Genomic DNA, 23123 nt, shown 5'->3' on the forward strand with positions numbered 1-23123 from the left:
TCGCGGGACGGCAGCAGGGGAGAGGGAGGTCCTGCGGTGGCAGGCAGCACACCGGGCGCGACCCGGACGACGACGACGGCACCCCGCCGTCGGCCGGACTGGCCGACCCGCGCGACGGCGTCGCTGCGCCGCTACCGGGTCCTCGCGATCGTCACCGGCGTGACGCTGCTCCTCTTCACCGTCGAGCTCGTCCTGAAGTACGGCTTCCAGGCCGGCGGGCCGGTCATGGAGTGGGCCGACGAGTGGTTCGCCCAGATCCACGGCCTCGTCTACATCGTGTACCTCGTCACCGTCGTGGACCTGTGGTCCACGATGCGCTGGGGGTTCGGCCGGCTCACGGCGATGGTCCTGGCCGGTGTCGTCCCGTTCCTGTCCTTCGTCGTGGAGCGCCGCATCCACGCGAGCGGCGAGGCGCAGGTGGCCACCGGCCGCCCCGCCCCGCGCACCGCGTCCTCGCGGCGACGCTGACCACCGACCGATGAGGACCGACCGATGAGCACGCGCGAGCTCGTGATCCGGCTGCTGGTCGTCTGGGGCGTGGGTGCGGGCGCCGGGTCCCTCCTGCTGTTCCTCGCGGGGGTCGTCGTGCTGCTCCTGGCCCTCGCCCCGGTCGGCACGACCCCCGTCCTCGCCGTCTGGGCGGCCTACCTGCTCCTGACGTCCACGGCGCTCGTCGGGGCGGTCGCCGCGGCAGTGACCTTGTGGGAGTCCGGGCCGACGGCCCGTCGGACGTCCGGGCCGCACGGGCTCGCGCGCACGCACCACGGTGCGCACGTCCCCCACGGCCTCGTCGCCGTGCCGGGGGCGGCCGTGGCGGTCCTCGTCGCCCGGCCCGTCCTGTCGCCCGGGGTCGTGCTGGAGATCCCGGTCCTGGTCGAGGCGCTCGCCGGTGCCGCGCTCGCGGTCGCCGTCGTGCCCGCCGTCGTCGCGACGGTCACCTGGGCGCGCGCGCGGCGGCGCGGCCCGGCGGCACCTCCCTCGCTCGCCTGACCGCATGCGTCCGCGGCGGACGGCACCCGGGCGCCGTCGTCGGCCTCACTAGACTCGCTGGGGTGACCGACACCCAGCCCCAGCCCGGGGGCACCGACGCCCGGCCCGTCCTCGTCGTCGACTTCGGGGCCCAGTACGCGCAGCTCATCGCGCGCCGCGTGCGCGAGGCGAACGTCTACTCCGAGGTCGTGCCCCACACGTGGACGACCGAGCAGATCCTCGACCGCGACCCCGCCGCCGTGATCCTGTCCGGGGGGCCCTCGAGCGTGTACGCGGACGGCGCGCCCCGCGTCGACCCCTCGCTGTTCGACGCCGGCGTGCCGGTCCTGGGCATCTGCTACGGGTTCCAGGCGATGGCGCAGGCCCTCGGGGGCACGGTCGCGCAGACCGGGCAGCGGGAGTACGGCGGGACGCACGTCGAGGTGCCCGAGTCCGGGATGCTGCTCACCGGGTCGCCGACCGAGCAGTCGGTGTGGATGAGCCACGGCGACGCCGTCCAGGAAGCGCCCGACGGCTTCGACGTCCTGGCGACCTCGGCCGGCTCGCCCGTCGCGGCGTTCGAGGACCGGGACCGGCGGCTGTTCGGGATGCAGTGGCACCCGGAGGTCAAGCACTCCCCGCTCGGCCAGCACGCGCTGGAGAACTTCCTCTACCGCGGGGCGGGCCTGCGCCCGGACTGGACGCCCGGCAACGTCGTCGCGGAGCAGGTCCAGCGGATCCGCGCCCAGGTCGGTGACGCGCGCGTCGTCTGCGGGCTGTCGGGCGGGGTCGACTCGGCGGTCGCGGCTGCTCTCGTGCAGCGCGCGGTCGGCGACCAGCTGACGTGCGTGTTCGTCGACCACGGCCTGCTGCGCCAGGGTGAGCCCGAGCAGGTCGAGCGGGACTTCGTCGCTGCCACCGGTGTGAACCTCAAGGTCGTCGACGCGCGGGAGCGGTTCCTCGGGGCCCTGGCCGGGGTCACGGACCCGGAGGAGAAGCGGAAGATCATCGGCCGCGAGTTCATCCGCGTGTTCGAGCAGGCGGCGCGCGAGGTCGTGACCGAGAGCGGGGCCCACGGCGAGGAGGTCCGCTTCCTCGTCCAGGGCACGCTGTACCCCGACGTCGTGGAGTCCGGCGGCGGCGAGGGCGCCGCGAACATCAAGAGCCACCACAACGTCGGCGGCCTCCCCGACGACCTGCAGTTCGAGCTCGTGGAGCCGCTGCGCACGCTCTTCAAGGACGAGGTGCGCGCGGTGGGGCTCGAGCTGGGCCTGCCCGACGCGATCGTGTGGCGGCAGCCGTTCCCGGGCCCCGGCCTCGGCATCCGCATCATCGGCGAGGTCACCGGCGAGCGCCTCGACCTCCTGCGGGCCGCCGACGCGATCGCCCGCGAGGAGCTCACCCGCGCCGGCCTGGACCGCACGGTCTGGCAGTGCCCCGTGGTGCTGCTCGCGGACGTCCGCTCGGTCGGCGTGCAGGGCGACGGCCGCACCTACGGCCACCCTGTCGTGCTGCGGCCGGTCACCAGCGAGGACGCCATGACGGCGGACTGGGCGCGGGTGCCGTACGACGTCCTGTCGCGGATCTCCACGCGCATCACCAACGAGGTGCCGGAGGTCAACCGGGTCGTGCTCGACGTGACGAGCAAGCCGCCGGGCACGATCGAGTGGGAGTGAGCCCGAGCCGGTCCGGGACGAGCGGGTAGCGACGCCCCGGACGACGCGAGCTCCGCCGTGGCGGCGCGCGAGTCAGCCCGTCCGCGAGCGTCTCCGCCGCGCGTCGTCGAGGCTCATCCGTCCACCGGGACCACGGCCAGGCCGCCCTCGCCCCACGTCATGCGCACGACGGTGCCGCCGGCCAGGTCCGCGCGATCGCAACCCCGGAGGGTGGTGGGCCGGCCGGACGGGTGCTCGGGCAGCCGGCACAGCACGGTGTCCCCGGTGACGTCCACCCGGAACCGCCCACGGCCGTCGACCTCGACGACCGTCCCGCCGAGCGTGTCCAGCGTGCCGGCCGGCACGGTGAGCTGGAGGTACGGCAGGTCGCGCTCCATGTGCCCGTCGCCGGCGACGTCGAGCAGGTCGCGCAGCCGCTCGGCGGGGAGGGCGACGACCCAGCCCTCCGGGACCCGGGTGTCGCGCGTGCCGGACACGTCGGACACGGACCACACGGTCCCGACGACGCCGTCCGGCGTCGGCGGGAGGTCGCCGGTGCCGCAGCCGGCGACCAGGGCGACCGCCAGCGATCCGGCGAGCGCGCCCCGACGGGCCGCCGCGACCGGCGGCCGGTGGCCTGGATCGCCGTCCTCCGTCGTCGCCCCCATGGCAGGAGCATCGCCGCCCCTGGGGACGCGGTGCGAGCCGCCGCGCCGGAGCCCCGTCTGCCGGCCATCTCTTGACAACGGCCCCCGCGTTGGCTGGACTACGTGTTCAGTGTGGCTGAACAGCCCGAGGAGCAGCGTGGCTCCCGGGTGCTGCAGCCCTGGAGCGTCTAGGAGCCGGCATGGCGGCCAGGTTCGTCGTCCGACGCAGCAACGAGGCGGAGTACCGCGAGCCCGGACCGCTCGCACCTGGGGCGCTCGGGCTCCAGCGGTGGCGCGCGGTGGGGGAGGACGACGGCGCCGCGCACACCGACTTCGGCATCTCCCGGCTCGAGCCGGGTGGGCGGACCGCCACGCACGTGCACTCCTTCGAGGAGAGCTTCCACGTCCTCCGGGGCGAGGTCGTGCTCGCGACGCCCGAGGCGACCGTCCACCTCGTCCCCGGGGACTACGGCGTGATCCCGATCGGGGTGCCGCACGCCTGGCGCGCCGTGGGGGAGGAGGTGGCCGAGTGGTCCGACCTGTTCACGCCGCCCGCCCGCGAGCGCCACGGCTCCGACACCTACCGCGTGCCGGAGCTGCCCGAGGTCGAGCCGGTCCGGGTGGACCCGCGCGACCCTCGCACCCGGTCCTTCGGCACCATCACGGCGGACCACATGTCCCCCGGCAGGCAGTCCCAGGAGCTCCTCGCGGTCTCGGCGTCGATGCGCACCGCCCTGCTGGTCTACTCGGGGATCTCGCTGAAGATGATGGTCGACTCGGACCTCGGCGCGAGCCTCGGGACCATGTTCATGGTCCGCTACGAGCCGGACGGCAAGGCCGGCCCGCACGACCACCCGCTCGAGGAGGCGTACCTCATCACCGACGGGGAGGTCCGGGCGACGTTCGACGGCCAGGAGTTCCTCCTGCAGGCCGGTGACATCGCATGGGCCGCCGTCGGCTGCGTCCACTCCTTCGCCGCGACGGGCGACGAGGTGCAGTGGCTCGAGACGCAGGCGCCGCAGATGCCGGCGCGGCACGCCTACCGCTTCGTGCGCGACTGGGACTACCTCACCGAACGACTGGAGGAAGAGCTGTGAGCGACCGCACCATTCTCATCGTCGGGGGGTCCTCGGGCATCGGCCTGGCCCTCGCCGAGGACCTCGTCGCAGGCGGGGACCGCGTGATCGTGACGAGCCGCAGCGCCGCGACGGCCGAGCGGGTCGCCGCCGAGCTGGGGGAGGGCGCGAGCGGGGTGGCGGTCGACATCTCGGAGCCCGAGACCATCGCCGACGCCCTGGCGGGGGTCGGGCGGGTCGACGGCCTCGTGCTCGGCGCGATCGAGCGGGACGCGAACACGATCCGGGAGTACGACATCGAGCGCGCGCGACGGCTGATCATCCTCAAGCTCGTCGGCTACACCGAGGTCGTCCACACGCTGCTGGACCGGCTCGAGCCCTCGGTCGACACGGGCATCGTCCTGTTCGGCGGCCGCGCCAAGGACGCGCCGTACCCCGGCTCGACGACCGTCTCGACGATCAACGGCGGGATCGACGGGATCATGAACACGCTCGCGCTGGAGCTCGCCCCGATCCGGGTGAACTCGCTGCACCCCGGGATCATCGGTGACTCCCCGTTCTGGGCCGCCAAGCCCGCCGGCGTGCTCGACGGGTACGAGAGCCGCACGCCGGGCGGCAAGCTCGCCACCGTCGTCGACGTCGTGGACGCGACGAAGTTCCTGCTGTTCAACCGCGGTGTCTCGGCGCACTCGCTCTTCGTCGACCGCGGCTGGCGCATCACCTGACGTGACGACGGCGGTGCCCCGCCGAGCAGGCCACCAGCGACGACGTACGAGGAGGACGAGATGAGCATCGCCACCCGCGGGACCATGGGCGTGGACTGGGAGGAGCGGGTCGACTTCGGCCGGCTCCGCGACGAGCGGCTCGCGAGGCTGCGCGCCCAGCTCGAACGGTCCGAGGTCGGCGCGCTGCTCGCGTTCGACTTCGGCAACATCCGTTACGCCTCGGCGACCCACATCGGGACGTGGGCGATGGACAAGCTCATCCGCTTCTGCCTCGTCACGCGCCACTCCGACCCGATCGTCTGGGACTTCGGCTCGGCCGCCAAGCACCACCACCTGCTCAACCCGTGGCTGCACGAGACGCACCTGGAGGCCGACGCCGACCCGCACGCCCCGCACCACGGTGCGACCCGCCCGCGGGCCGAGTCGGGCGCGAGGGCGGGGATCTCGACGCTGCGCGGGGCGTTCCCGCCCGCCGCGGGCATCGCCGAGGAGGTCGCCCGGAAGGTCAAGCGCGAGCTGGACAGGTTCGGGCTGGCGAACGAGCCGCTCGGCGTCGACATCGTCGAGCTGCCGATCCTCTTTGCTCTCCAGGCGGAGGGCATCACGGTGGTCGACGGCCAGCAGGTCTTCCTCGAGGCGCGTCGGACGAAGACGGCGGACGAGATCACGCTCCTGACGACGGCCGCCTCGATGGTGGACGCCGCGTACGACCAGCTCTACGAGTTCCTCCGCCCGGGCGTCCGGGAGAACCAGTGCGTCGGCCTGGTGTCCAAGGCCCTGTACGACCAGGGCTCCGAGTACGTCGAGGGCGTCAACGCGATCTCCGGGGAGCGCTGCGCCCCGCACCCGCACGTGTACTCGGACCGCGCGGTGCGGCCGGGTGACCCGGCCTTCTTCGACATCCTGCACTCGTTCAACGGGTACCGGACCTGCTACTACCGCACGTTCGCGGTGGGCTCGGCGAGCCGCGCGCAGGTCGACGCCTACAAGCGGGCGCGGGAGTACATGGACGTCGCCATCGCGGCGGTGCGGCCCGGGGCGACCACGGCGGACGTCGTCTCGCTGTGGCCGAAGGCGCAGGAGTTCGGCTTCCCCGACGAGGAGGCCGCCTTCGCCCTGCAGTACGGGCACGGCGTGGGCCTGTCCATCTGGGAGAAGCCGATCTTCTCGAGGCTGACCTCCCTCGACCACCCGGAGGTGCTCGAGGAGGGCATGGTGTTCGCCCTCGAGACGTACTGGCCGGCCGCCGACGGCTGGGGAGCGGCGCGCATCGAGGAGGAGCTCGTGGTCACCGCCGACGGCTGCGAGGTCATCACGAAGTTCCCGGCGGAGGACCTGCTCGTCGCGGGCGGCGGTCGCTACGTCACGGTCAACGGCCCGCTGCCGGGTGTCCGCGACTCCCAGTCGCACCTCAACACGGCCGAGGGGCGGGGCGAGACCACCTGACCGACGGGGCCGCCCGACCCGGCGGCCTCCCGCGCCGCGCGGTCCTGAGGACCGTCGCATCACGCTCCCTGCCGCCCATCGTGCAGCAGGAAGGGCACACGTTTGCAGACCGCGGTACGGGGGCTGTGAGCACATGGGGAGCAGTCCCCGACGAGGAAATCGACAAGTCACTCTTGCCACGGATGCAAACGGTTGCGTACCGTGCTGGATACCGGTGGGGCCCGACCCCGCCGGAGACTCCCCGATGATGTGGAGGTCTGGACCCCGGTGTTCGAACCTGTGTTCCTGGCGCAACAGGCGCTCAACGGACTGAGCTTCGGCGGGCTGCTGTTCCTGCTCGCGAGCGGCCTCACGCTCGTGTTCGGCCTGCAGCGCATCGTCAACCTCGCCCACGGCGCCTTCTACATGCTGGGCGGGTACATCGGCATCGTCATCGCGACCATGACCGGCAACCTGCTCCTCGCCGTCGTCGTCGCCATGATCTCGGTGGGCGTCGCCGCCCTCGTCGTCGAGGTCCTCCTCCTCCGCTTCGTGCGGGGGCAGGAGATGCCCGAGGTGCTCCTGACGATCGGCGTCATGTTCGTCGTCGCGGACCTGTGCCTCGCGTTCTTCGGCGGGGACCCCAAGACGCTGCCCGCCTCCGCGTCGATCCAGGGCGCGCTGACGATCGGCGGACTCACGTACCCGCTCTACCGGCTCTTCGTCATCGCGGTGGCCGTCGCCGTGGGGATCGCCCTGGCCCTCGTCCAGACGAGGACCCGGATCGGTGCCGTCGTCCGGGCGGGCGTCGACGACCGGGAGACGATCGCCGCGATGGGGGTCAACATCACCCGGGTGTTCACCGGGATGTTCGTCGTCGGCGGGGCGCTCGCAGCCCTCTCCGGGACGATCGGCTCGGGGGTCATCAGCGTCCGGCCCGGCATCCAGAACGAGGTGCTCATGTACGCCCTCGTCGTGATCATCCTCGGCGGTCTCGGCTCCATCAAGGGCGCCGCCGTCGGCGCGGTCCTCATCGGGGTCATAGACGCCTTCGCCAAGGCGTGGATCCCCGAGCTGGCCTACTTCACGATCTTCGCGCCGATGGCCCTCGTCCTCGTCCTCCGTCCGTCCGGTCTCTTCGGGAGGGCCACATGACGCGCGACCGGAAGGTCGGCCTCGGCGCGATGGTGCTCGTGCTCGTCGCCCTCGCCTCGTTCCCCTACCTCGGCACCTCGGGGTACCAGGTGTCGATCGCCTCGACCGTCCTCATCGCCGCGATCCTCGCGTCGACGGTCAACCTCCTCGCCGCCGACGGCGGGATGGCCTCGCTCGGCCACGGGGCGATCGCCGGCGCGGCGGCCTACGGCGCCGGCTGGGCGTCCCTGCAGGGGCACCCGATGGTGACGCAGGTCCTGGTGGCGATGGGTGTCGGCGTCCTCGTCACGTTCGTCTACGGCGTGCTGTCCATGCGGACGAACGGCATCTACTTCCTCATGGTGACCCTCGCGCTGGGCATGGTCGTCTTCGGCCTCGCCTACCGCCTGTCGAGCGTCACGCGAGGCGAGAACGGCATCACCGGGATCGAGCGGCCCGACGTCCTGGCCGAGCCGTGGATGTTCTACCTGTTCCTCGTCGCGTGCTTCGCCGTGACGACGGGCCTGCTGTGGGTCGTGAGCAGCTCGCCGTTCGGGGCGACCATGCGCGGGATCCGCGACTCCGAGAGCCGCATGCGCAGCCTCGGCTACTACGTGCCGGCGTACAAGCTCGGCGCGTTCATGATCTCGGGGACGGTGGCCAGCTTCGCCGGCCTCCTCGCCGTGTGGCACACGCACTTCGTGAGCCCGTCCGCGACGAACCTGGAGCGCTCCGTGCTCCTCATCGTCATGGTCATCCTCGGCGGCCTCGGCACGACGCTGGGTCCGCTCGTGGGCGCCGCCATCGTGATCCTCGTCGAGAACGTCGTCTCCAACTCCGTCGAGCGGTGGCCGACCGTCCTCGGCCTCATCTTCATCTTCGTCATCCTCTTCGCCCGGTCCGGCCTCGTCGGGAGCGCCGCGAAGCTCGTGCGTCGTCGGCGGCGGGGCGACCCCGACGGCAGCGGCGACCCCGAACCTGCCGAGCCCGCCGGGCTCACCACGACCACCACCGTCCCCTGATCCATCCCCCTGCCTGACACGAGAGGAACTGCCATGAGGTCGACAACGATGTTGACTCGCCACCGGTGGAGCGCCGCCCTGGGAGTGGTGGCCGCGCTCACGCTCGCGGCCTGCGCCCCCGCGGGCTCCGACGACCCGGCCGCGCCGGCCGAGACGGGTGATGCCGGTGGCGAGAGCACCGGCGAGGAGACGGGCGGCGACGACGCCGCCGCGGAGGGCGGCACCCTCAAGGTCGGCTACATCTCCCCGATCACGGGCAACTTCGCCGTCGCCGGCCAGGAGATGGTGGACGGCTGGGAGCTGTACTGGGAGATCAACGGCAACGAGGTGAACGGGGTCACGGTCGAGACCATCGTCGAGGACGACGCGGGCAACCCCGAGATCTCGCTGACCAAGGCCCGCAAGCTCGTCGAGTCCGACCAGGTCGACGTCGTGGTCGGCCCCCTGCTCGCCAACACCGCCCTCGCGGTGGCGTCCTACACCTCGTCCGTCGAGATCCCGAACCTGCACCCGGTCGCGGCCGCCGACGACCTCACCCAGCGGGCGGCGAACGACTTCACGGTGCGGTCCGGCTCGATGTCCGGCTCGCAGGCCAACTACCCCGGCGGGGTCTGGGCGGCGGAGCAGGGCCACGAGACGGCCGTCACGCTCTGCCCGGACTACGCCTTCGGGTGGGAGTCCTGCGCCGGGTTCAAGCAGGGGTTCGAGCAGAACGGCGGCGAGGTGACCGCCCAGTACTGGTACCCCAACGGCACGTCCGACTTCAGCACCTACGTCTCCCAGATCCAGTCGGCAGGTGCCGACATCGCGTACGTGGCCACGGCGGGCGGTGCGCCGGGTCCGGACTTCATGCGCAGCTTCCTCGGCCTCGGCCTCAAGGACACCCAGCCGCTCCTGCTGAACTGCTGCTCCATGGACCAGGCCACCCTGCGGGCGATGGGTGACGAGGTGCTGGGCTTCCACTCGGTCAGCAACTGGGCCGAGGGCCGCGACGCCCCGGAGGTGCAGGAGTTCAACGAGGCGTACGCCGAGCGCTACGAGGGCAAGATCCCCTCGCTCAACGTCGCGGGTGGCTACGTCACGGCCAGCCAGGTCGCCCAGGTGCTCGAGGAGAACGGCCTGGTCACGGGCGCCGAGCTCGTCGCAGCGATCTCGGACACCACGTTCGAGGACTCGATCCTCGGCAAGACGGTCTTCGACGAGTACAACAACCCGGTCAGCCCGGTCTACATCCGGGAGGTCCAGGAGGTCGACGGCCAGCTCCTCAACGTGCCGATCGAGACGTTCGACGCCGTCGACCAGTGGCTCGGGATGGACCCGGAAGAGGCGATGGCCCGTCCGAACTACTCCCAGCAGTTCCAGGGCTAGCAGTCATGGCTGCTGCTGTCAGGACGGCTCCGGGCCCGCGAGGGCCCGGAGCCCCCGTCCTCGTCGCCGACGCCGTCGGCAAGCGGTTCGGCGGCGTGCAGGCGGTGGACGGGATCTCGTTGACGATGGCCCCGGGCGAGCGCATCGGCGTCATCGGTCCCAACGGTGCGGGCAAGACGACCCTGTTCAAGGTCCTCGCGGGTGACGAGCTGCCCACGACCGGGACGGTCGAGCTCTTCGGCCAGGACGTCACCCGGCTCGGCACGGCCCGACGCGCCCGGCTCGGGCTGGGCCGCACCTTCCAGGTGTCCAACCTGTTCCGGGAGATGACGGTCCTGGACAACGTCCGAGTCGCCGCCCGCGGCGGCACGCCGCGGGCACGGGTGTTCTGGCGTCCGCAGCGCGCCCGGGACGAGATCTCGCAGCGCGCCCTCGCGGCGCTCGAGTCGGTCGGTCTCAGCCGCCGGGTGGACGACACCGTCGCGGACCTGTCCCACGGCGAGCAGCGCCAGCTCGAGATCGCCATGGCGCTTGTCACGGAGCCGGAGATGCTCCTGCTCGACGAGCCGGCCGCCGGCCTGTCGGCGGTGGAGCGGGCGACCCTCCGGCGCCTCATCGAGGGGCTGCCGCGGACCCTGCCAATCCTCCTCATCGAGCACGACATGTCGCTCGCTCTCGGGCTCACCGACCGCGTGATGTGCATGGAGAACGGCCGTCACGTCGTCACCGGGACCCCGCAAGAGGTGCGGGACAACGAGACCGTCAGGGCGATCTACCTCGGAAGGCGTGACAAGAAGTGACTCTCGTGGTCTCGGACCTGCACGTCCGCTACGCGACGGCCTCCGTCCTGCACGGCGTCGACCTCACGGTCGGCGACGGGCAGTCCGTCGCGCTGCTCGGCCGCAACGGCATGGGGAAGACGACACTCGTGCGCTCGGTCTGCGGGCTGCGGCCGCCGACCGTCGCGAGCGGGTCCATCGTCTTCGACGGCGAGGAGATCACCCACCGCACGCCGTTCCAGATCTCGCGGGTCGGGATCGCCATCGTCCCGCAGGGACGGCGCGTGTTCGGTTCGCTCACCACGACCGAGAACCTCACGGTGGTCCCCCGGCGCCGGGCGGCGTCCGCCGCGGAGCCATGGACGGTCGAGCGGGTCTTCGAGTTCTTCCCGCGTCTCGCGGACCGTTCGCGGCAGATGGCCCGCTCGCTGTCCGGTGGCGAGCAGCAGATGCTCGCCATCGGTCGCGCCCTCATGACGAACCCGAACCTGCTGATCATGGACGAGCCGAGCGAGGGCCTGGCCCCGGCGGTCCTCGACGTGATCCAGGACCGCCTGGCGGAGCTGCGCTCCTCGGGCCTGTCGATCCTCATCGCCGAGCAGAACGTCGACCTCGCCCTCGACATCGCGGAGCACGTCGTGATCATCGACGACACCGGCCGGAGCACCTGGTCGGGCACGGCAGAACAGCTGCGGGCGGACACCACGCCGCTGGAGCAGTACCTCGGGATCTGAGGACGGCGGCCGGCGCAGCCGGACACCACCGCCCTCGACCGCCGACCCACCGACCACCACACCGTCGGGCAGCCCCTGCCTGGATGAGGAGCAGCAATGAGTGACACGAAGCCCACCGTCGGCTGGATCGGCGCCGGCCGCATGGGGTTCCAGCTGGCCAAGCGCCTGCTCGACGCCGGGTACGACGTGGCGGTCTACAACCGCACGAAGGCCAAGGCGGAGCCGCTGACGGAGTCCGGCGCGACGCTCGTCGACCGGCCCGTCGACCTGGCGACGCGCGACGTCGTCTTCTCGATGGTCTCGGCCGACAAGGACCTGCAGGAGGTCATGCTCGGGGAGGGCGGCCTGCTGACCGACGCGGACGCCGCCCCTCGTCTCATCGGGGACGCCTCGACGGTGTCCGTGGCGGCGAGCGAGGTCGTCCGCGCGGCGGCCGACGAGCGCGGCATCGGCTTCCTGGCGACTCCCGTCTCGGGCAACCCGGCGGTCATCGCGGCGGGCAAGCTCACGGTCGCGGCGTCGGGCCCCCGTGAGAGCTTCGACGTGGCGGAGCCGCTCCTGCAGACGTGGGGCAGAGGCGTCACCTACGTCGGCGAGGGGGAGCTGGCGCGCATCGTCAAGATCGCGCACAACGTCTTCCTCGGCGTCGTGATCCAGTCCCTGTCCGAGGTGACCGTGCTCGCGGAGGGCGCCGGCGTCAGGCGCGCCGACTTCCTCTCCTTCCTCAACGACTCCGTCATGGGCTCCGTCTTCACCCAGTACAAGACCCCGGCGCTGGTCCACCTCGACTTCACGCCGACCTTCACCCCGGTCCTCCTGCAGAAGGACTTCGACCTCGGTCTCAAGGCCGCGGCGCAGTCGGGCGTCGTCATGCCGGTCGCCTCCGTGACGCGGAACCTCGTCGCGCAGGAGGTCGGCAACGGCAACACCGAGCTGGACTTCGCCTCCCTCGTCCTCACGGTGGCCAGGGGCTCGGGACTGGACATCCAGCCGGAGGACGCCGACGTGACCGACGGCCTCGAGGCCGAGTGACATGAGCCACCACCACGGCGGAGGGGCGGACCGCGCCTTCGAGCGCCCCAGCGCCCGCCCGGCCGGGGTGCGCCCGCTGGGAGCCCCCGGCCAGGTCGCCGTCGACTACGAGCACCGCGTGGACTTCGAGCGGCTGCGCCGGTACCGGCTCGGCCGCGCGCAGGCGGCGCTCGAGGCGAGCGGCTGCGGCGCCTTCCTGCTCTTCGACTTCTACAACATCCGCTACACCACCCAGACGTGGATCGGCGGGGCGCTCGGCGACAAGATGATCCGCTACGCCCTGCTGCTGCCGGGACGCGAGCCGATCCTCTGGGACTTCGGCTCGGCGGTCCGCCACCACCAGCTCTACTCCGACTGGATGCCGCGGGAGAACCACCGGCCCGGCTTCCTCGGCTTCCGGGGGGCGGTCGCGCCGGACGGCGGCGCGGACCTCATGAAGGACGCCGTCACGGAGATCCGGGGGATCCTCGCGGAGGCGGGCCTGGCGGACGCCCCGCTCGGCCTGGACATCGTCGAGCCGCCCTTCCTCTTCGAGCTCGAGCGCCAGGGGATCCGCATCGCGGACGCCCAGCAGCCGATGCTCGACGCGCGGGTCATCAAGAGCGTCGACGAGATCATGCTGCTCAACCAGGCGGCTGCCATGGTCGACGGCGTCTACCAGGACATCGTCGACGCGTTGCGGCCCGGCGTGCGCGAGAACGAGATCGTGGCGCTCGCCAACAAGCGGCTCTACGAGTACGGCTCCGACCAGGTCGAGGCGGTCAACGCGATCTCCGGCGAGCGGTGCAACCCCCACCCGCACAACTTCACCGACCGGATCATCCGGCCCGGCGACCAGGCGTTCTTCGACATCATCCACTCCTACAACGGCTACCGGACCTGCTACTACCGCACGTTCGGGGTCGGGTGGGCGACCCCCAGCCAGCGGGACGCGTACGCGCAGGCCCGGGAGTGGATGGACGCGGCGCTCGACGCCCTGCGGCCGGGGGTCGGGTCGGACGAGGTCGCCGCCGTGCTGCCGAGGGCGCAGGAGTTCGGCTTCGACAACGAGCTCGCCGCCTTCGGGCTGCAGTTCGCCCACGGCCTCGGTCTCGGGCTGCACGAGCGGCCGATCATCTCCCGGCTGAACTCGATGAAGGACCCCGTCGAGCTGCAGGCGGGCATGGTCTTCGCGATGGAGACCTACTGCCCGGCCTCCGACGGGACCTCCGCCGCGCGCATCGAGGAGGAGGTGGTGGTGACCGACTACGGCATCGAGGTCCTCACCCGGTTCCCCGCGCAGGACCTGTTCGTCGCGAACCCGTACTGACCGTGGTCGTCACCGACGTCGTGCTGAGCACCGGACGTCTCTCGTTCCACGCGCGGCGCGCCGGCGAGGGCGAGCTGCTGCTCTTCCTCCACGGGATCACGGCAGGTGCCGCCGTGTGGGACCCGGTGCTGGAGGACCTCGGCCGCGAGTACCGCTGCGTCGCGATCGACCAGCGCGGGCACGGGCGGTCCGGCAAGCCCGACACCGGCTACCGCGCCGAGGACTACGTCGACGACGTCGCGGCCGTGCTCGACGTGCTCGGTCCCGCTCGCGCCGTCGTCGGGCACTCCCTCGGCGGCCGCAACGCGATCCTCGCGGGTGCCGCGATGCCGGAGCGGATCCGCGCCGTCGTCGCCGTCGACTACGCCGCCGGCATCGAGCCGGAGGTGTTCGAGCGGCTCCGGGTGGCGCGGTCCGGCGGGGAGGGGCAGCTCACCGACGCGGACGCCGTCCGCCGCGCCGTCCGCGCGCGCTCCGCGCGGCTGCCCGACGCCGCCGTCGAGCGGCGCCTGCGGCACCTCTACGAGGCGGGCGACGGCGGCTTCGTGCCTCTCGCGTCGTCGGCGGCCGTCGACGAGACCCTGCGCGCGATGGACGTCGACCTCACGGGAGCGCTGCGCGACTCGACCGTCCCGATGCTGCTCGTCCGCGGTGCCGACAGCCCGTTCCTCTCCGCGGCGGCGCTCGCGACGAGCCTCGGCCTGCGCGCGGACCTGCGCGGCGCCGTCGTCGCCGGGACGGACCACTTCGTCCACGAGGAGGCGCCGTCGGAGGTGGCCGCGCTCGTCCGGGGCTTCCTCAGCGGCTGACCGGCTCGCCCATGTCCGGCGGCGGCGGCCGGACCTCGGGCGCTCGGTCGGCGCTGTTCAGCGTGGCGATACATTGCGGGGTGTCCGCGCAGGGTGAGACGAGGAGGTCGGCCGTGACGGGGGACGTGTCGGCTGCGACGAGGGGACGGACGCCGCGGGGCGGCACCGACCAGCTCGGGCAGCGCATCCGGGAGGCGCGCCTGGCACGCGGGATGAGCCTGCGGGAGACCGCGGCCCGGGCTGGCGTCTCACCGAGCCTGCTGTCGCAGGTCGAGACCGGGAAGGTGCAGCCGTCCGTCACGACGCTGTACGCCGTGGTGACGTGCCTGGACCTGTCCGTCGACGAGGTCCTCGACCACCAGCCCGGGGCCGGCCCGCTCCAGGACTCCCGGTCCGCGCACCCCGTGCAGCGCGCGGTGGAGGCGCCGACCATCACGATGGGGGACGGGGTGACGTGGCAGGGCCTCGCGGTGATGCCGGGCCCCGACCACGTCGACGGCGTCCTGGCGACGTACGCGCCGCGCGCGGCCAGCTCGGGCCGCGAAGCCCTCACGCGGCACGCGGGCGTCGAGCACGGCTACGTGCTGACCGGCGAGCTGACGCTGCGGCTCGAGTCGGAGACGTACGTGCTGCGCGCCGGGGACTCCTTCTGCTTCGACTCGATGCGCCCGCACCTGTACGTCAACCACACCGACGAGGAGGCGCAGGGCATCTGGTACATCGTGAACGGCTCGAAGCGGCCACCGTCGGCCGACGACCGGGTCGGGACCGGGCTGGTCCGGCTCGACGCGTCGGACGGTGCGGCCTCAGTCGGTCGGGGGGACGACCGCCCCTGAGCTCCACACGACGTCACCGCCGAGGAGGGTCAGCTCCGACGTGATCGTGTGCATCCGCTCCACGGGCACCTCGAAGTAGTCCTCGGACAGCACCGCGAGGTCCGCGAGGAAGCCCGGCGTGAGCTGGCCGCGCTCGTGCTCCTCGCTCGTGAACCACGCCGTGTCGCGGGAGTAGCCGGCGAGCGCCTCCTCGCGGCTCAGCAGGTGCTCGCCGGTCAGGGTCGGCGTGCCGCCGACGGTCAGCCCGGTGATGAAGTGCTGCAGGCTCGCCCACGGGTTGTACGACGACGCCCGCATGCCGTCGGACCCGAGCCCGACGGGCACGCCTGCATCGAGCAGGGCGCGGAGCGCCGGGGAGCCGGCGACGCGTTCGGCCCCCCAGGCCGCGATGAGCGCCTCGCCGTTGAGTCGCAGGAGGGCCTGGTGGAGGACGCCGAGGCCGAGGGCCTGGAGGCGCGGCACGTCACCGGCGGTGACGGCGTTGGCGTGGATGACGGCCCACCTCAGGGTGTCGATCGGCACCTCGGCGTGGATGTCCTCGAAGAGGTCGAGCAGGCCGTCCAGGAACTCCCTGTTCATCACGTGGACCTGGACCGCCCATCCCCTCCGGGCGAAGGGGAGCAGGATCTCCTTCGCCGCGGCGAGGGCCTCGGGGGAGAAGTCCGCGGGCTTCCCGAGGTCGTCGTGGCTGCGGTAGAGGATGATCTCCCCGATCCCGGACCACCGGAGCATCGCGTCCCCGAAGCGGGGCTCGCCGAAGCGCAGGTAGCCGGCGAAGTCCTCCGTCTCGGTGCCGCGGCGGGTGGCGTGCTTGAGCATCCGGACCCTGGTCCGCAGCAGTCCGCGTCGCCAGGCCTCGTGGACGGCTCCGTAGACGTCCGGTCCGGAGTTCACCCCGCCGCCGTCCGTCGCGCCGACGAGCCCCAGGCGGGCGAACTCCCGTGAGAGGAGGCCCGTCGAGACGACCTCCCGCTCGAACGGCGGCGGCGGGAGCTGGTTGTAGAACCAGGAGAGCTGGGCCATCCTCCCGGTGCCCCGGCCGTTCCACGCGCCGTCCGCGTCGCGCTCGAACTGGTCCGGGGTCGGTGACGCCGCGATCGTGGCCTCGTCCAGCCGGAGCGCGGCGATGCCCGCGCTGTTGAAGACGCCGTACTCGTAGAGCGCCTGCACGAACACGGGGTTGTCCGGTGCGACCGCGTCGAGGTCCTCCCGCGTCGGCCCGCGACGCTCGGCGAACTGGTCCTCGGACCATCCGCCGATCACCCGGATCCACGCGCCCGGCTCGAGCTGCGCCGCGCGCTCCGCCACCGCCGCCAGCGCGTCCTGCAGGCTGGCCATGGACTCCCAGCGCACCTCGTCCGCCCAGGTCCGGCCGGCGCGGACGAAGTGCACGTGCGAGTCGACGAGACCCGGCACGACGCGGCGCCCGCCGAGCTCGACGACCCGGGTGGCAGGGCCGACGTGCTGCCGGACCTCGTCGTCGCTCCCGGCCGCGAGGACGCGTCCGGACCGCACGGCGAGCGCACCGACCTCGGCCGGGACGCCCGGCTGGAGGCTGAGCGTGGTGATCCTGCCGTCGAGGAGCACCAGGTCGGCGTCGGCCACCTGCGTCATCGCACCGTCTCCCTTGCCGCAGCGGGCGACGTCGCTGTCGCCCGGGTCCCGAGTACGCACACAAACGATTGCGGCCGACGGTAGCACCGCCGCCTCCAGCGGGGAAGAGCGCACCGAGCCTTGGGCGCGCTGCTCCTCAGCAATCGGCGGTGCAGGCCGTCGGCGCGTGATGGATCGGGGGCATGCAAAGGATTGCATCACGGCGTCGAACCGTGCTTGACTCTGACACGTCAGCGGCGGGGCAATCGATCGCACGGCCGCGCGGTCCGCACAGCGCGGTGCGGGAGGCGGCCGGGTGACGGCGCGAACACGGGCCCGGCGCACGCGGCGGTCCGGCCGCCGCCCGGCCGCCGGTGCCGCGGAGGGAGGAAGGTGCTGTGAGCAGCTCGGAGGAGCACCTCGAGGTCGTCCACCACGAGGGCTGGAGCCCCGACATCAAGCAGGTGTACGTCCCGGCGATCCGGGTGTCGCAGGGACGCACCGTCTACGTCTCCGGCATCACGGCCGCCCCGCCGTACCACGACCATCCCCACCGGCCCGAGCAGTTCGAGGCCGTGCCCCAGGACATCGCGGGGCAGGTCGAGCTCCTGTTCCAGCACCTCGACCTCGCGCTCGCGGCGGCCGGCTGCCGACGGCAGGACGTCGTGCGCATGGACCGGTTCTTCACCCACGTCCGCGAGGACCAGGACGTCGTCAACGCCTACCAGGGCGCGTGGTTCGGCGGGCACATCCCGACGAGCACCTCGGTGGAGGTCGTCTCGCTCGCGACCGACCCGCGACTGCGGCTGGAGATCGCCGTCATTGCCGTCGCCCCTCCGGGGTGAGCGGCCGGCACACCATGGGACGATGATCACGGTCGCCGTGCCGCTCGTCCCGACCGACCCCTGATGCGAGGAACGAGGACACACCGATGACCCAGGCGATGCTCGAGGACCTGGTGGAGGGCCTGCGCGTCCCCACCGACCTGTTCGTGGGCGGCCGCTGGGTGGCGGCCGAGGACGGCGGCCGGTTCGCCGTCGTCGACCCCGCGACGGGCGAGGAGATCGCGCACGTGGCGAACGGGACCGTCGAGGACGCGCGTCGGTGCGTCGACGCCGCCGACGCCGCCGCTGCGGGCTGGGCCGCCACCTCACCGCGACGACGCTCGGAGATCCTCCGCCGGGCGTTCGAGCTGATGACCGAGCGGGGTGAGCAGATCGCCGAGCTCATGGTCCGGGAGAACGGCAAGGCGCTCCCGGACGCTCGGGGGGAGGTCGCCTACGCCGCCGAGTTCTTCCGCTGGTACGCCGAGGAGGCGGTGCGCGTCTCCGGCGACCTCCGCACCGCGCCGTCGGGCGCCAACCGGATCGTCGTCCTGCGGCAGCCCATCGGCATCTCGCTGCTCATCACGCCGTGGAACTTCCCGGCCGCGATGGCCACCCGCAAGATCGGCCCGGCTCTCGCCGCCGGCTGCACGGTGATCCTCAAGCCCGCGTCCGAGACGCCGCTGACGGCGCTCGCCCTCGCGGAGGTCCTGGCCGATGCCGGCGTCCCGGACGGCGTCGTCAACGTCCTGCCCTCGCGCCGGTCCGGTGCCGTGGCGCAGGCCGTCCTCGCCGACCCCCGCGTCCGGAAGCTGTCGTTCACCGGCTCGACCGAGGTCGGGCGCACGCTCCTCCAGCTCGCGGCGGACCAGGTCGTCTCCTGCTCGATGGAGCTCGGCGGCAACGCGCCCCTCGTCGTCCTGGAGGACGCCGACCTCGACGTCGCGGTCGACGGCGCGATGGTCGCCAAGATGCGCAACGGCGGGGAGGCCTGCACGGCGGCCAACCGGATGTACGTCCACCGGAGCGTCGCGACGGAGTTCACGGAGCGCCTCGCGCGGCGGATGGCGGACGTCACGACCGGCCCGGGGCTGTCGGGCGCCGCGCTCGGCCCGCTCGTCAACGCCGACGCGGTCCAGAAGGTGCACGAGCTCGTCGAGGACGCGGCCGCCCGGGGCGCCCGGGTGCTCGTCGGCGGTCGGCCGGGCGACGGTCAGGGCTTCTTCTACCCGGCCACCGTCCTGGCGGACGTGCCGACCGGCGCCCGGATCCTCCAGGAGGAGATCTTCGGCCCGGTCGCGCCGGTCGTGACCTTCGACGACGACGACGAGGCCGTCCGCCTCGCGAACGACACCGAGTACGGGCTCGTCGCCTACGTCTTCACCCGCGACCTCGCGCGCGGCCTGCGTCTCGCGGAGGCGCTGGACTGCGGCATGGTGGGCCTGAACCGCGGCGTGGTCTCGGATCCCGCGGCTCCCTTCGGTGGCACCAAGCAGTCGGGCATCGGGCGCGAGGGAGGGCACGAGGGCCTCCTGGAGTACACCGAGTCCAAGTACGTGGCCGTCGACTGGTGACCCGGACCAGTCACCGGGGGACGACCGTGGGGACCGACAGGGGGGCAGGCCGTGGCGAGTGAGGTCACGACGGGCGCGACGCTCAAGGACGTCGCCGAGCGTGCCGGCGTGCACCCCGGCACGGCCTCGCGGGCGCTCAACCCCGTCACCCAGGGACTGGTCAGCGAGGCGACCGTGCGGCGCGTGCACGCCGCCGCGAAGGCGCTCGCGTACCGGCCGAACTCGATCGCCCGGGGGCTCAAGACGAACCGCACCATGACGGTCGGGATCGTCGTCCCCGACCTGTCCAACCCTGTCTTCGCCCCCATGGTGCGGGGGGCCGCTGAGGTGCTCACGAACGCCGGGTACAGCTCGGTGATCGCCGACACGGACAACGACCCTGCCAAGGAGGCCGAGGCGTTCGACACGCTGCGCTCGCGCCAGGTCGACGGGCTCCTCGTCGCCTCCGCCCGCCGCGACGACGCCGCCGTCCGCAGCCTCGTCGAGGGCGGCGTACCCACGGTGCTGCTCAACAGGCGCACCGACAGGACCGCGCTCCCGTGCGTCATGGGCGACGACACCTCGGGCATGGAGCAGGCCGTGCGGCACCTGCGGGCGCTCGGCCACGAGCGCATCGGGTACCTGTCCGGCCCGACGGCCCTGTCCACGGGTCTGGAGCGCGCGCGGGCCTTCCGGCAGCTCATGCTCGAGCTCGGCGGGGACCTCGACCCGTCGCTGACGGAGGAGTGCATGACCTACTCGGTCGAGGAGGGCACCCGCACGGGCCGGCTGCTCCTGGACCGCGCACGACCGACGGCCATCATCGCCGGCAACGACCAGATCGCCGTCGGCCTGCTCGGTGTCCTCGAGGAGCGGCGGCTGCGGTGCCCCGAGGACGTCAGCGTCGTGGGCTACAACGACATGCCCTTCGTGGACAAGCTCTCCCCGCCGCTCACGACCGTCCACGTCCCCCACTCCGCGATCGGTGCGGAGGCGAGCCGCATCCTCCTGCGCTGGCTGCAGGACGGCGTGCCCGGTTCGACGACGATCTCGCTCGGCGTGGAGCTCGTGGTCCGGGGGTCGACGTCGCCCGTGCGCGAGCAGGGCGCGGGGCAGGAGCGCTAGGACCGTGCGGTCGGCCCGCCGGTGCCGGTCAGGTGCCGGTCAGGTACCGGTTCCCGACCGGGCCGGGTCGGCCCGGTAGGACCGGTGCAACCACGTCGCCGCCACGCCGAGCGCGGCGGACAGGGCCGCGCCGGCGACCAGGTAGGTGGTGAACCGCCCGGAGGCGAACGGCGCCGCGCCGAGCGCCGTCCACGCGGCACCGCCCAGGAAGAGGCCCGAGGCGAAGAGGCTCACGGCTGTGGCGCGGGCGCCGGGCGCGACCTCGGTGATCCAGGTCTGGAGCGTCGTGTGCATGAACGCCCAGGCGCCCGCCAGCAGGACGCACGCGCTCAGCACACCGACCCACGCCTGGTCGAGCAGCAGGGCGGCGTACGACGCCGTGGCGAGCACCCCGCCGGTGATCAGGCGGAGCCCGGCCGACATGCCGGCCCGTGCCAGCCGCTTCACCAGCGGCGCGGCGAGCAGGACCGCGACGCCGTAGCCGGCGGTCACCAGGCCCGACCCCGTCGCGCTCATCCCTGACCGCTGCAGCAGCGCCGGCAGGTACGTGAGGATGCCCACGAGCACCATGCCCTCGACGAGGACGAGGAGCAGGACGGCGACCGGCCACGGCCGGAGGAGGACCGCCGCGAGGGACGCCGCGGGGCGCTGCCGCGGGACGTCGACCCGGGGCTCCGGGACCCGACGCAGCAGGACGACGAGCACGGCGGCGACGACGGTCGGCGCGGCGAAGGCCGCGCGCCAGCCGCTGAGGTCGGCGATGCCCGCGGCCACCAGGGTCGCGGTGGCCATGCCGACGGCCGACACCGCCATGAGGTCGGCGAGCGGGCCGTGCCGCCGGTGCGCCGGCAGCGAGTCGCCGATGTAGATGATCGCCGTCGGGAACACGGCGGCGTAGGCGGCGCCGGCGACGAAGCGCGCGACGGCGAGCACGACGACGGTGGGGGCCAGGACCCCGACGACGCCCGCGACCACGCTCATGCCGAGGGCGATCCGGACGGTCCGGACACGGCCCAGGCGGTCGGAGGCGAAGCCCCAGAGCACCTGCGTGATGCCGTAGCCGACGAAGTAGAGGGTCGCGACGACCGCCACCTGCTCCACCGGGACGTCGAGGTCGAGGGCGATCGGGATGAGCAGCGGTGCGATGGCCAGCCGGTCGAACGACGCGAGGAACACCGCGGAGTGGAGCAGGCGCAGCGCGCCCCGGAGCTCCCGCGGGTCGGGCTCGAGGGGTCCGCGCGCCGGTGCCGCTCGCGGTTCCGGCTCAGTCGGTGTCGAAGACATCGGGGTGCCGCGCCAGCTCGACGCGCGTCCGGCGGATGTGCAGCTCCAGGACGTGCGCGGCGTCCTGCGGGTCGCGCCGGCGCAGCGCCTCGACGAGCAGCGTGTGCTCGGCGTGCGTCGCCCGGCTCTCGGCGACCCCGACGAGGACCGCGAACGCCCGACGGTAGGGCTGCGTGGAGTTCCACAGCCGACGGACGATCTCCTCGATCGACGGCGCCGCCGCGCCCGCGTAGGACAGGAGGTGGAACTCCCGGTCCAGCAGGAGGAACGTCTCGAGGTCCGCGCCCTGCATGCGGGCGGCGAGGTCGGCGAGACGGTCGACGACCGCGTCGTCCAGGTGCGGGGCGGACAGGGAGAGCAGGAGCGGCTCGAGGCGCTCACGGATGAGGTACGCCTCGGTGCACTCGTGGACGGACAGCGACTCGACCCAGGCACCCGTGTTCGCGACGAGCCGCACCAGGCCCTCCCCCTCGAGCCGACGCAGCGCGTCGCGCACCGGGAGACGGCTGGCGCTGAATTCGCGCGCGAGGTCCTCCTGGACGATCCGCGAACCCGGTGCCCGGGCACCGGTGAGGATCTGCCGGCGCAGGCCGTCGACGATGCGGTCCGAGGCGGGTCCGGTCCCGGTCAGGGGTGCGTCGGTCTGCTCCGCTGCGGTCATGGGGGGCATCCTGCCGTGCGTCCCCTCAGGCGGTCGGGTCCGCGGGGTGCCACAGGAGCGTGGTCGTCCCGGGCTGCCGCTCGTAGGCCTTGCCCTCGGGGTAGCTGACGAGCTCGAGCTGCATGCCCCACGGGGCGCGGAAGTAGACCCAGCGCTGGCCCGCGGAGTGCCGCGTGCTCGCCGTCGGCTCACCCATGACGTCGACGCCCTGCTCCCTCAGGTACGCCACCGCGGCGTCGAGGTCGTGCACGTAGATCGCCAGGTGGTGCCCACCGATGTCGCTGTTGCGGGGGTGGGGCGCCTGCCCGTCCGCGGCCTCGTACTGGAAGACCTCGAGGTTCGGGCCGGTCCCGAGGCGGTAGAAGCGCAGCTCGCGCATCACGGTGCGCGGGTGGACCCCGAGGTGGACGGCCATCCAGTCGTCGTCCCGCTCGAACGGGCCCAGCGCGTAGACGCGCACGCAGCCGAGGACGTCGACGAGGAACCGCTCCGCCTCCTCGAGGTCCGGGACGGTGATCCCGATGTGCTCCGTGCCCACCAGGCCGGGAAGCGCCATTGCTCCT

At 72.8% G+C, this 23123-nt stretch carries 23 protein-coding genes; 18 read left to right on the plus strand and 5 right to left on the minus strand.

Annotated features, from left to right (window positions below):
• Positions 1–36 precede the first annotated feature (36 nt).
• From LG379_RS02870 to guaA, 3 genes are all read left to right on the plus strand, one after another.
• Positions 37–468, plus strand: coding sequence for a DUF3817 domain-containing protein (locus LG379_RS02870; protein WP_225753065.1), 432 nt, complete (start codon positions 37–39; stop codon positions 466–468).
• A 24-nt stretch (positions 469–492) separates the two neighbouring features.
• Positions 493–990, plus strand: coding sequence for a hypothetical protein (locus LG379_RS02875; protein WP_225753066.1), 498 nt, complete (start codon positions 493–495; stop codon positions 988–990).
• A 62-nt stretch (positions 991–1052) separates the two neighbouring features.
• Entirely contained in the window at positions 1053–2645 is a 1593-nt protein-coding gene (guaA, locus tag LG379_RS02880; RefSeq protein ID WP_225753067.1) for a glutamine-hydrolyzing GMP synthase, read from the plus strand.
• A 113-nt stretch (positions 2646–2758) separates the two neighbouring features.
• Here the strand turns inward: guaA and LG379_RS02885 are convergent, their stop codons facing one another.
• Entirely contained in the window at positions 2759–3292 is a 534-nt protein-coding gene (locus tag LG379_RS02885; RefSeq protein ID WP_225753068.1) for a hypothetical protein, read from the minus strand.
• 179 nt (positions 3293–3471) lie between these two features.
• Between LG379_RS02885 and LG379_RS02890 the strand changes: the two genes are divergently transcribed.
• The 12 genes from LG379_RS02890 to LG379_RS02945 all read left to right on the plus strand — a co-directional run bounded on the left by LG379_RS02890 (position 3472) and on the right by LG379_RS02945 (position 15520).
• A complete protein-coding gene (locus tag LG379_RS02890; protein ID WP_225753069.1) occupies positions 3472–4368 on the plus strand; it encodes a cupin domain-containing protein in 897 nt (298 codons plus the stop codon).
• A complete protein-coding gene (locus LG379_RS02895) occupies positions 4365–5072 on the plus strand; it encodes an SDR family NAD(P)-dependent oxidoreductase (RefSeq protein ID WP_225753070.1) in 708 nt (235 codons plus the stop codon). The genes LG379_RS02890 and LG379_RS02895 overlap by 4 nt, the downstream gene beginning before the upstream one ends.
• Before the next feature lie 60 nt (positions 5073–5132).
• On the plus strand, positions 5133–6518 hold the full coding sequence (locus LG379_RS02900; protein ID WP_225753071.1) for a Xaa-Pro peptidase family protein: 1386 nt from the start codon (positions 5133–5135) through the stop codon (positions 6516–6518).
• A 267-nt stretch (positions 6519–6785) separates the two neighbouring features.
• Positions 6786–7652 (plus strand): branched-chain amino acid ABC transporter permease, encoded by an 867-nt coding sequence (locus LG379_RS02905; RefSeq protein WP_225753072.1) that lies wholly within the window; start codon positions 6786–6788, stop codon positions 7650–7652.
• Complete coding sequence (locus tag LG379_RS02910) at positions 7649–8653, plus strand: branched-chain amino acid ABC transporter permease (protein WP_225753073.1); 1005 nt, start codon at positions 7649–7651, stop codon at positions 8651–8653. Before LG379_RS02905 ends, LG379_RS02910 begins: the two co-directional genes overlap by 4 nt.
• 48 nt (positions 8654–8701) lie before the next feature.
• A complete protein-coding gene (locus tag LG379_RS02915) occupies positions 8702–10021 on the plus strand; it encodes an ABC transporter substrate-binding protein (protein WP_225753074.1) in 1320 nt (439 codons plus the stop codon).
• Between the two features lie 5 nt (positions 10022–10026).
• Positions 10027–10821 (plus strand): ABC transporter ATP-binding protein, encoded by a 795-nt coding sequence (locus LG379_RS02920; RefSeq protein WP_225753075.1) that lies wholly within the window; start codon positions 10027–10029, stop codon positions 10819–10821.
• Positions 10822–10826: 5 nt separating this feature from the next.
• Entirely contained in the window at positions 10827–11534 is a 708-nt protein-coding gene (locus LG379_RS02925; protein ID WP_225753076.1) for an ABC transporter ATP-binding protein, read from the plus strand.
• A gap of 96 nt (positions 11535–11630) precedes the next feature.
• Entirely contained in the window at positions 11631–12566 is a 936-nt protein-coding gene (locus tag LG379_RS02930; protein ID WP_225753077.1) for an NAD(P)-dependent oxidoreductase, read from the plus strand.
• A gap of 1 nt (position 12567) precedes the next feature.
• Complete coding sequence (locus tag LG379_RS02935; RefSeq protein WP_225753078.1) at positions 12568–13875, plus strand: Xaa-Pro peptidase family protein; 1308 nt, start codon at positions 12568–12570, stop codon at positions 13873–13875.
• 2 nt (positions 13876–13877) lie between these two features.
• Positions 13878–14684 carry an alpha/beta fold hydrolase gene (locus tag LG379_RS02940; protein ID WP_225753079.1) on the plus strand — a complete coding sequence of 269 codons (807 nt, stop codon included), beginning with the start codon at positions 13878–13880 and terminating at the stop codon, positions 14682–14684.
• A 113-nt stretch (positions 14685–14797) separates the two neighbouring features.
• Complete coding sequence (locus LG379_RS02945) at positions 14798–15520, plus strand: cupin domain-containing protein (protein ID WP_225753080.1); 723 nt, start codon at positions 14798–14800, stop codon at positions 15518–15520.
• On the opposite strand, the gene LG379_RS02950 is transcribed toward LG379_RS02945, so the two are convergent.
• The gene (locus LG379_RS02950; RefSeq protein WP_225753081.1) at positions 15491–17134 is read right to left on the minus strand and encodes an amidohydrolase; all 1644 of its coding nucleotides are present in this window, start codon (positions 17132–17134) and stop codon (positions 15491–15493) included. The genes LG379_RS02945 and LG379_RS02950 overlap by 30 nt on opposite strands.
• 377 nt (positions 17135–17511) lie before the next feature.
• Between LG379_RS02950 and LG379_RS02955 the strand changes: the two genes are divergently transcribed.
• From LG379_RS02955 to LG379_RS02965, 3 genes are all read left to right on the plus strand, one after another.
• Complete coding sequence (locus tag LG379_RS02955; protein ID WP_225753082.1) at positions 17512–17958, plus strand: RidA family protein; 447 nt, start codon at positions 17512–17514, stop codon at positions 17956–17958.
• An 86-nt stretch (positions 17959–18044) separates the two neighbouring features.
• Positions 18045–19511 carry an NAD-dependent succinate-semialdehyde dehydrogenase gene (locus LG379_RS02960; protein ID WP_225753083.1) on the plus strand — a complete coding sequence of 489 codons (1467 nt, stop codon included), beginning with the start codon at positions 18045–18047 and terminating at the stop codon, positions 19509–19511.
• 51 nt (positions 19512–19562) lie between these two features.
• On the plus strand, positions 19563–20615 hold the full coding sequence (locus LG379_RS02965; RefSeq protein ID WP_225753084.1) for a LacI family DNA-binding transcriptional regulator: 1053 nt from the start codon (positions 19563–19565) through the stop codon (positions 20613–20615).
• A gap of 39 nt (positions 20616–20654) precedes the next feature.
• On the opposite strand, the gene LG379_RS02970 is transcribed toward LG379_RS02965, so the two are convergent.
• Genes LG379_RS02970 through LG379_RS02980 form a run of 3 tightly spaced genes read right to left on the minus strand, consistent with a single transcriptional unit; the run spans position 20655 to position 23116 of the window.
• On the minus strand, positions 20655–21899 hold the full coding sequence (locus LG379_RS02970; protein WP_225753085.1) for an MFS transporter: 1245 nt from the start codon (positions 21897–21899) through the stop codon (positions 20655–20657).
• On the minus strand, positions 21880–22560 hold the full coding sequence (locus LG379_RS02975) for a GntR family transcriptional regulator (RefSeq protein ID WP_225753086.1): 681 nt from the start codon (positions 22558–22560) through the stop codon (positions 21880–21882). The genes LG379_RS02970 and LG379_RS02975 overlap by 20 nt, the downstream gene beginning before the upstream one ends.
• 25 nt (positions 22561–22585) lie before the next feature.
• A complete protein-coding gene (locus tag LG379_RS02980) occupies positions 22586–23116 on the minus strand; it encodes a VOC family protein (protein ID WP_225753087.1) in 531 nt (176 codons plus the stop codon).
• Between the last annotated feature and the right edge of the window lie 7 nt (positions 23117–23123).

Source organism: Actinotalea sp. Marseille-Q4924 (genome assembly GCF_916618755.1).
Taxonomy (GTDB): domain Bacteria; phylum Actinomycetota; class Actinomycetes; order Actinomycetales; family Cellulomonadaceae; genus Actinotalea.

Bases quoted from the DNA above. Each gene is read 5' to 3' on its own strand.
- LG379_RS02900 (WP_225753071.1), top strand. From the start codon at position 5,133: ATGAGCATCGCCACCCGCGGGACCATGGGCGTGGACTGGGAGGAGCGG.
- LG379_RS02920 (WP_225753075.1), top strand. From the start codon at position 10,027: ATGGCTGCTGCTGTCAGGACGGCTCCGGGCCCGCGAGGGCCCGGAGCC.
- LG379_RS02930 (WP_225753077.1), top strand. From the start codon at position 11,631: ATGAGTGACACGAAGCCCACCGTCGGCTGGATCGGCGCCGGCCGCATG.
- LG379_RS02975 (WP_225753086.1), bottom strand. From the start codon at position 22,560: ATGACCGCAGCGGAGCAGACCGACGCACCCCTGACCGGGACCGGACCC.
- LG379_RS02885 (WP_225753068.1), bottom strand. From the start codon at position 3,292: ATGGGGGCGACGACGGAGGACGGCGATCCAGGCCACCGGCCGCCGGTC.
- LG379_RS02890 (WP_225753069.1), top strand. From the start codon at position 3,472: ATGGCGGCCAGGTTCGTCGTCCGACGCAGCAACGAGGCGGAGTACCGC.
- LG379_RS02960 (WP_225753083.1), top strand. From the start codon at position 18,045: ATGACCCAGGCGATGCTCGAGGACCTGGTGGAGGGCCTGCGCGTCCCC.
- LG379_RS02950 (WP_225753081.1), bottom strand. From the start codon at position 17,134: ATGACGCAGGTGGCCGACGCCGACCTGGTGCTCCTCGACGGCAGGATC.
- LG379_RS02910 (WP_225753073.1), top strand. From the start codon at position 7,649: ATGACGCGCGACCGGAAGGTCGGCCTCGGCGCGATGGTGCTCGTGCTC.
- LG379_RS02935 (WP_225753078.1), top strand. From the start codon at position 12,568: ATGAGCCACCACCACGGCGGAGGGGCGGACCGCGCCTTCGAGCGCCCC.
- LG379_RS02970 (WP_225753085.1), bottom strand. From the start codon at position 21,899: ATGTCTTCGACACCGACTGAGCCGGAACCGCGAGCGGCACCGGCGCGC.
- LG379_RS02875 (WP_225753066.1), top strand. From the start codon at position 493: ATGAGCACGCGCGAGCTCGTGATCCGGCTGCTGGTCGTCTGGGGCGTG.
- LG379_RS02980 (WP_225753087.1), bottom strand. From the start codon at position 23,116: ATGGCGCTTCCCGGCCTGGTGGGCACGGAGCACATCGGGATCACCGTC.
- LG379_RS02915 (WP_225753074.1), top strand. From the start codon at position 8,702: ATGTTGACTCGCCACCGGTGGAGCGCCGCCCTGGGAGTGGTGGCCGCG.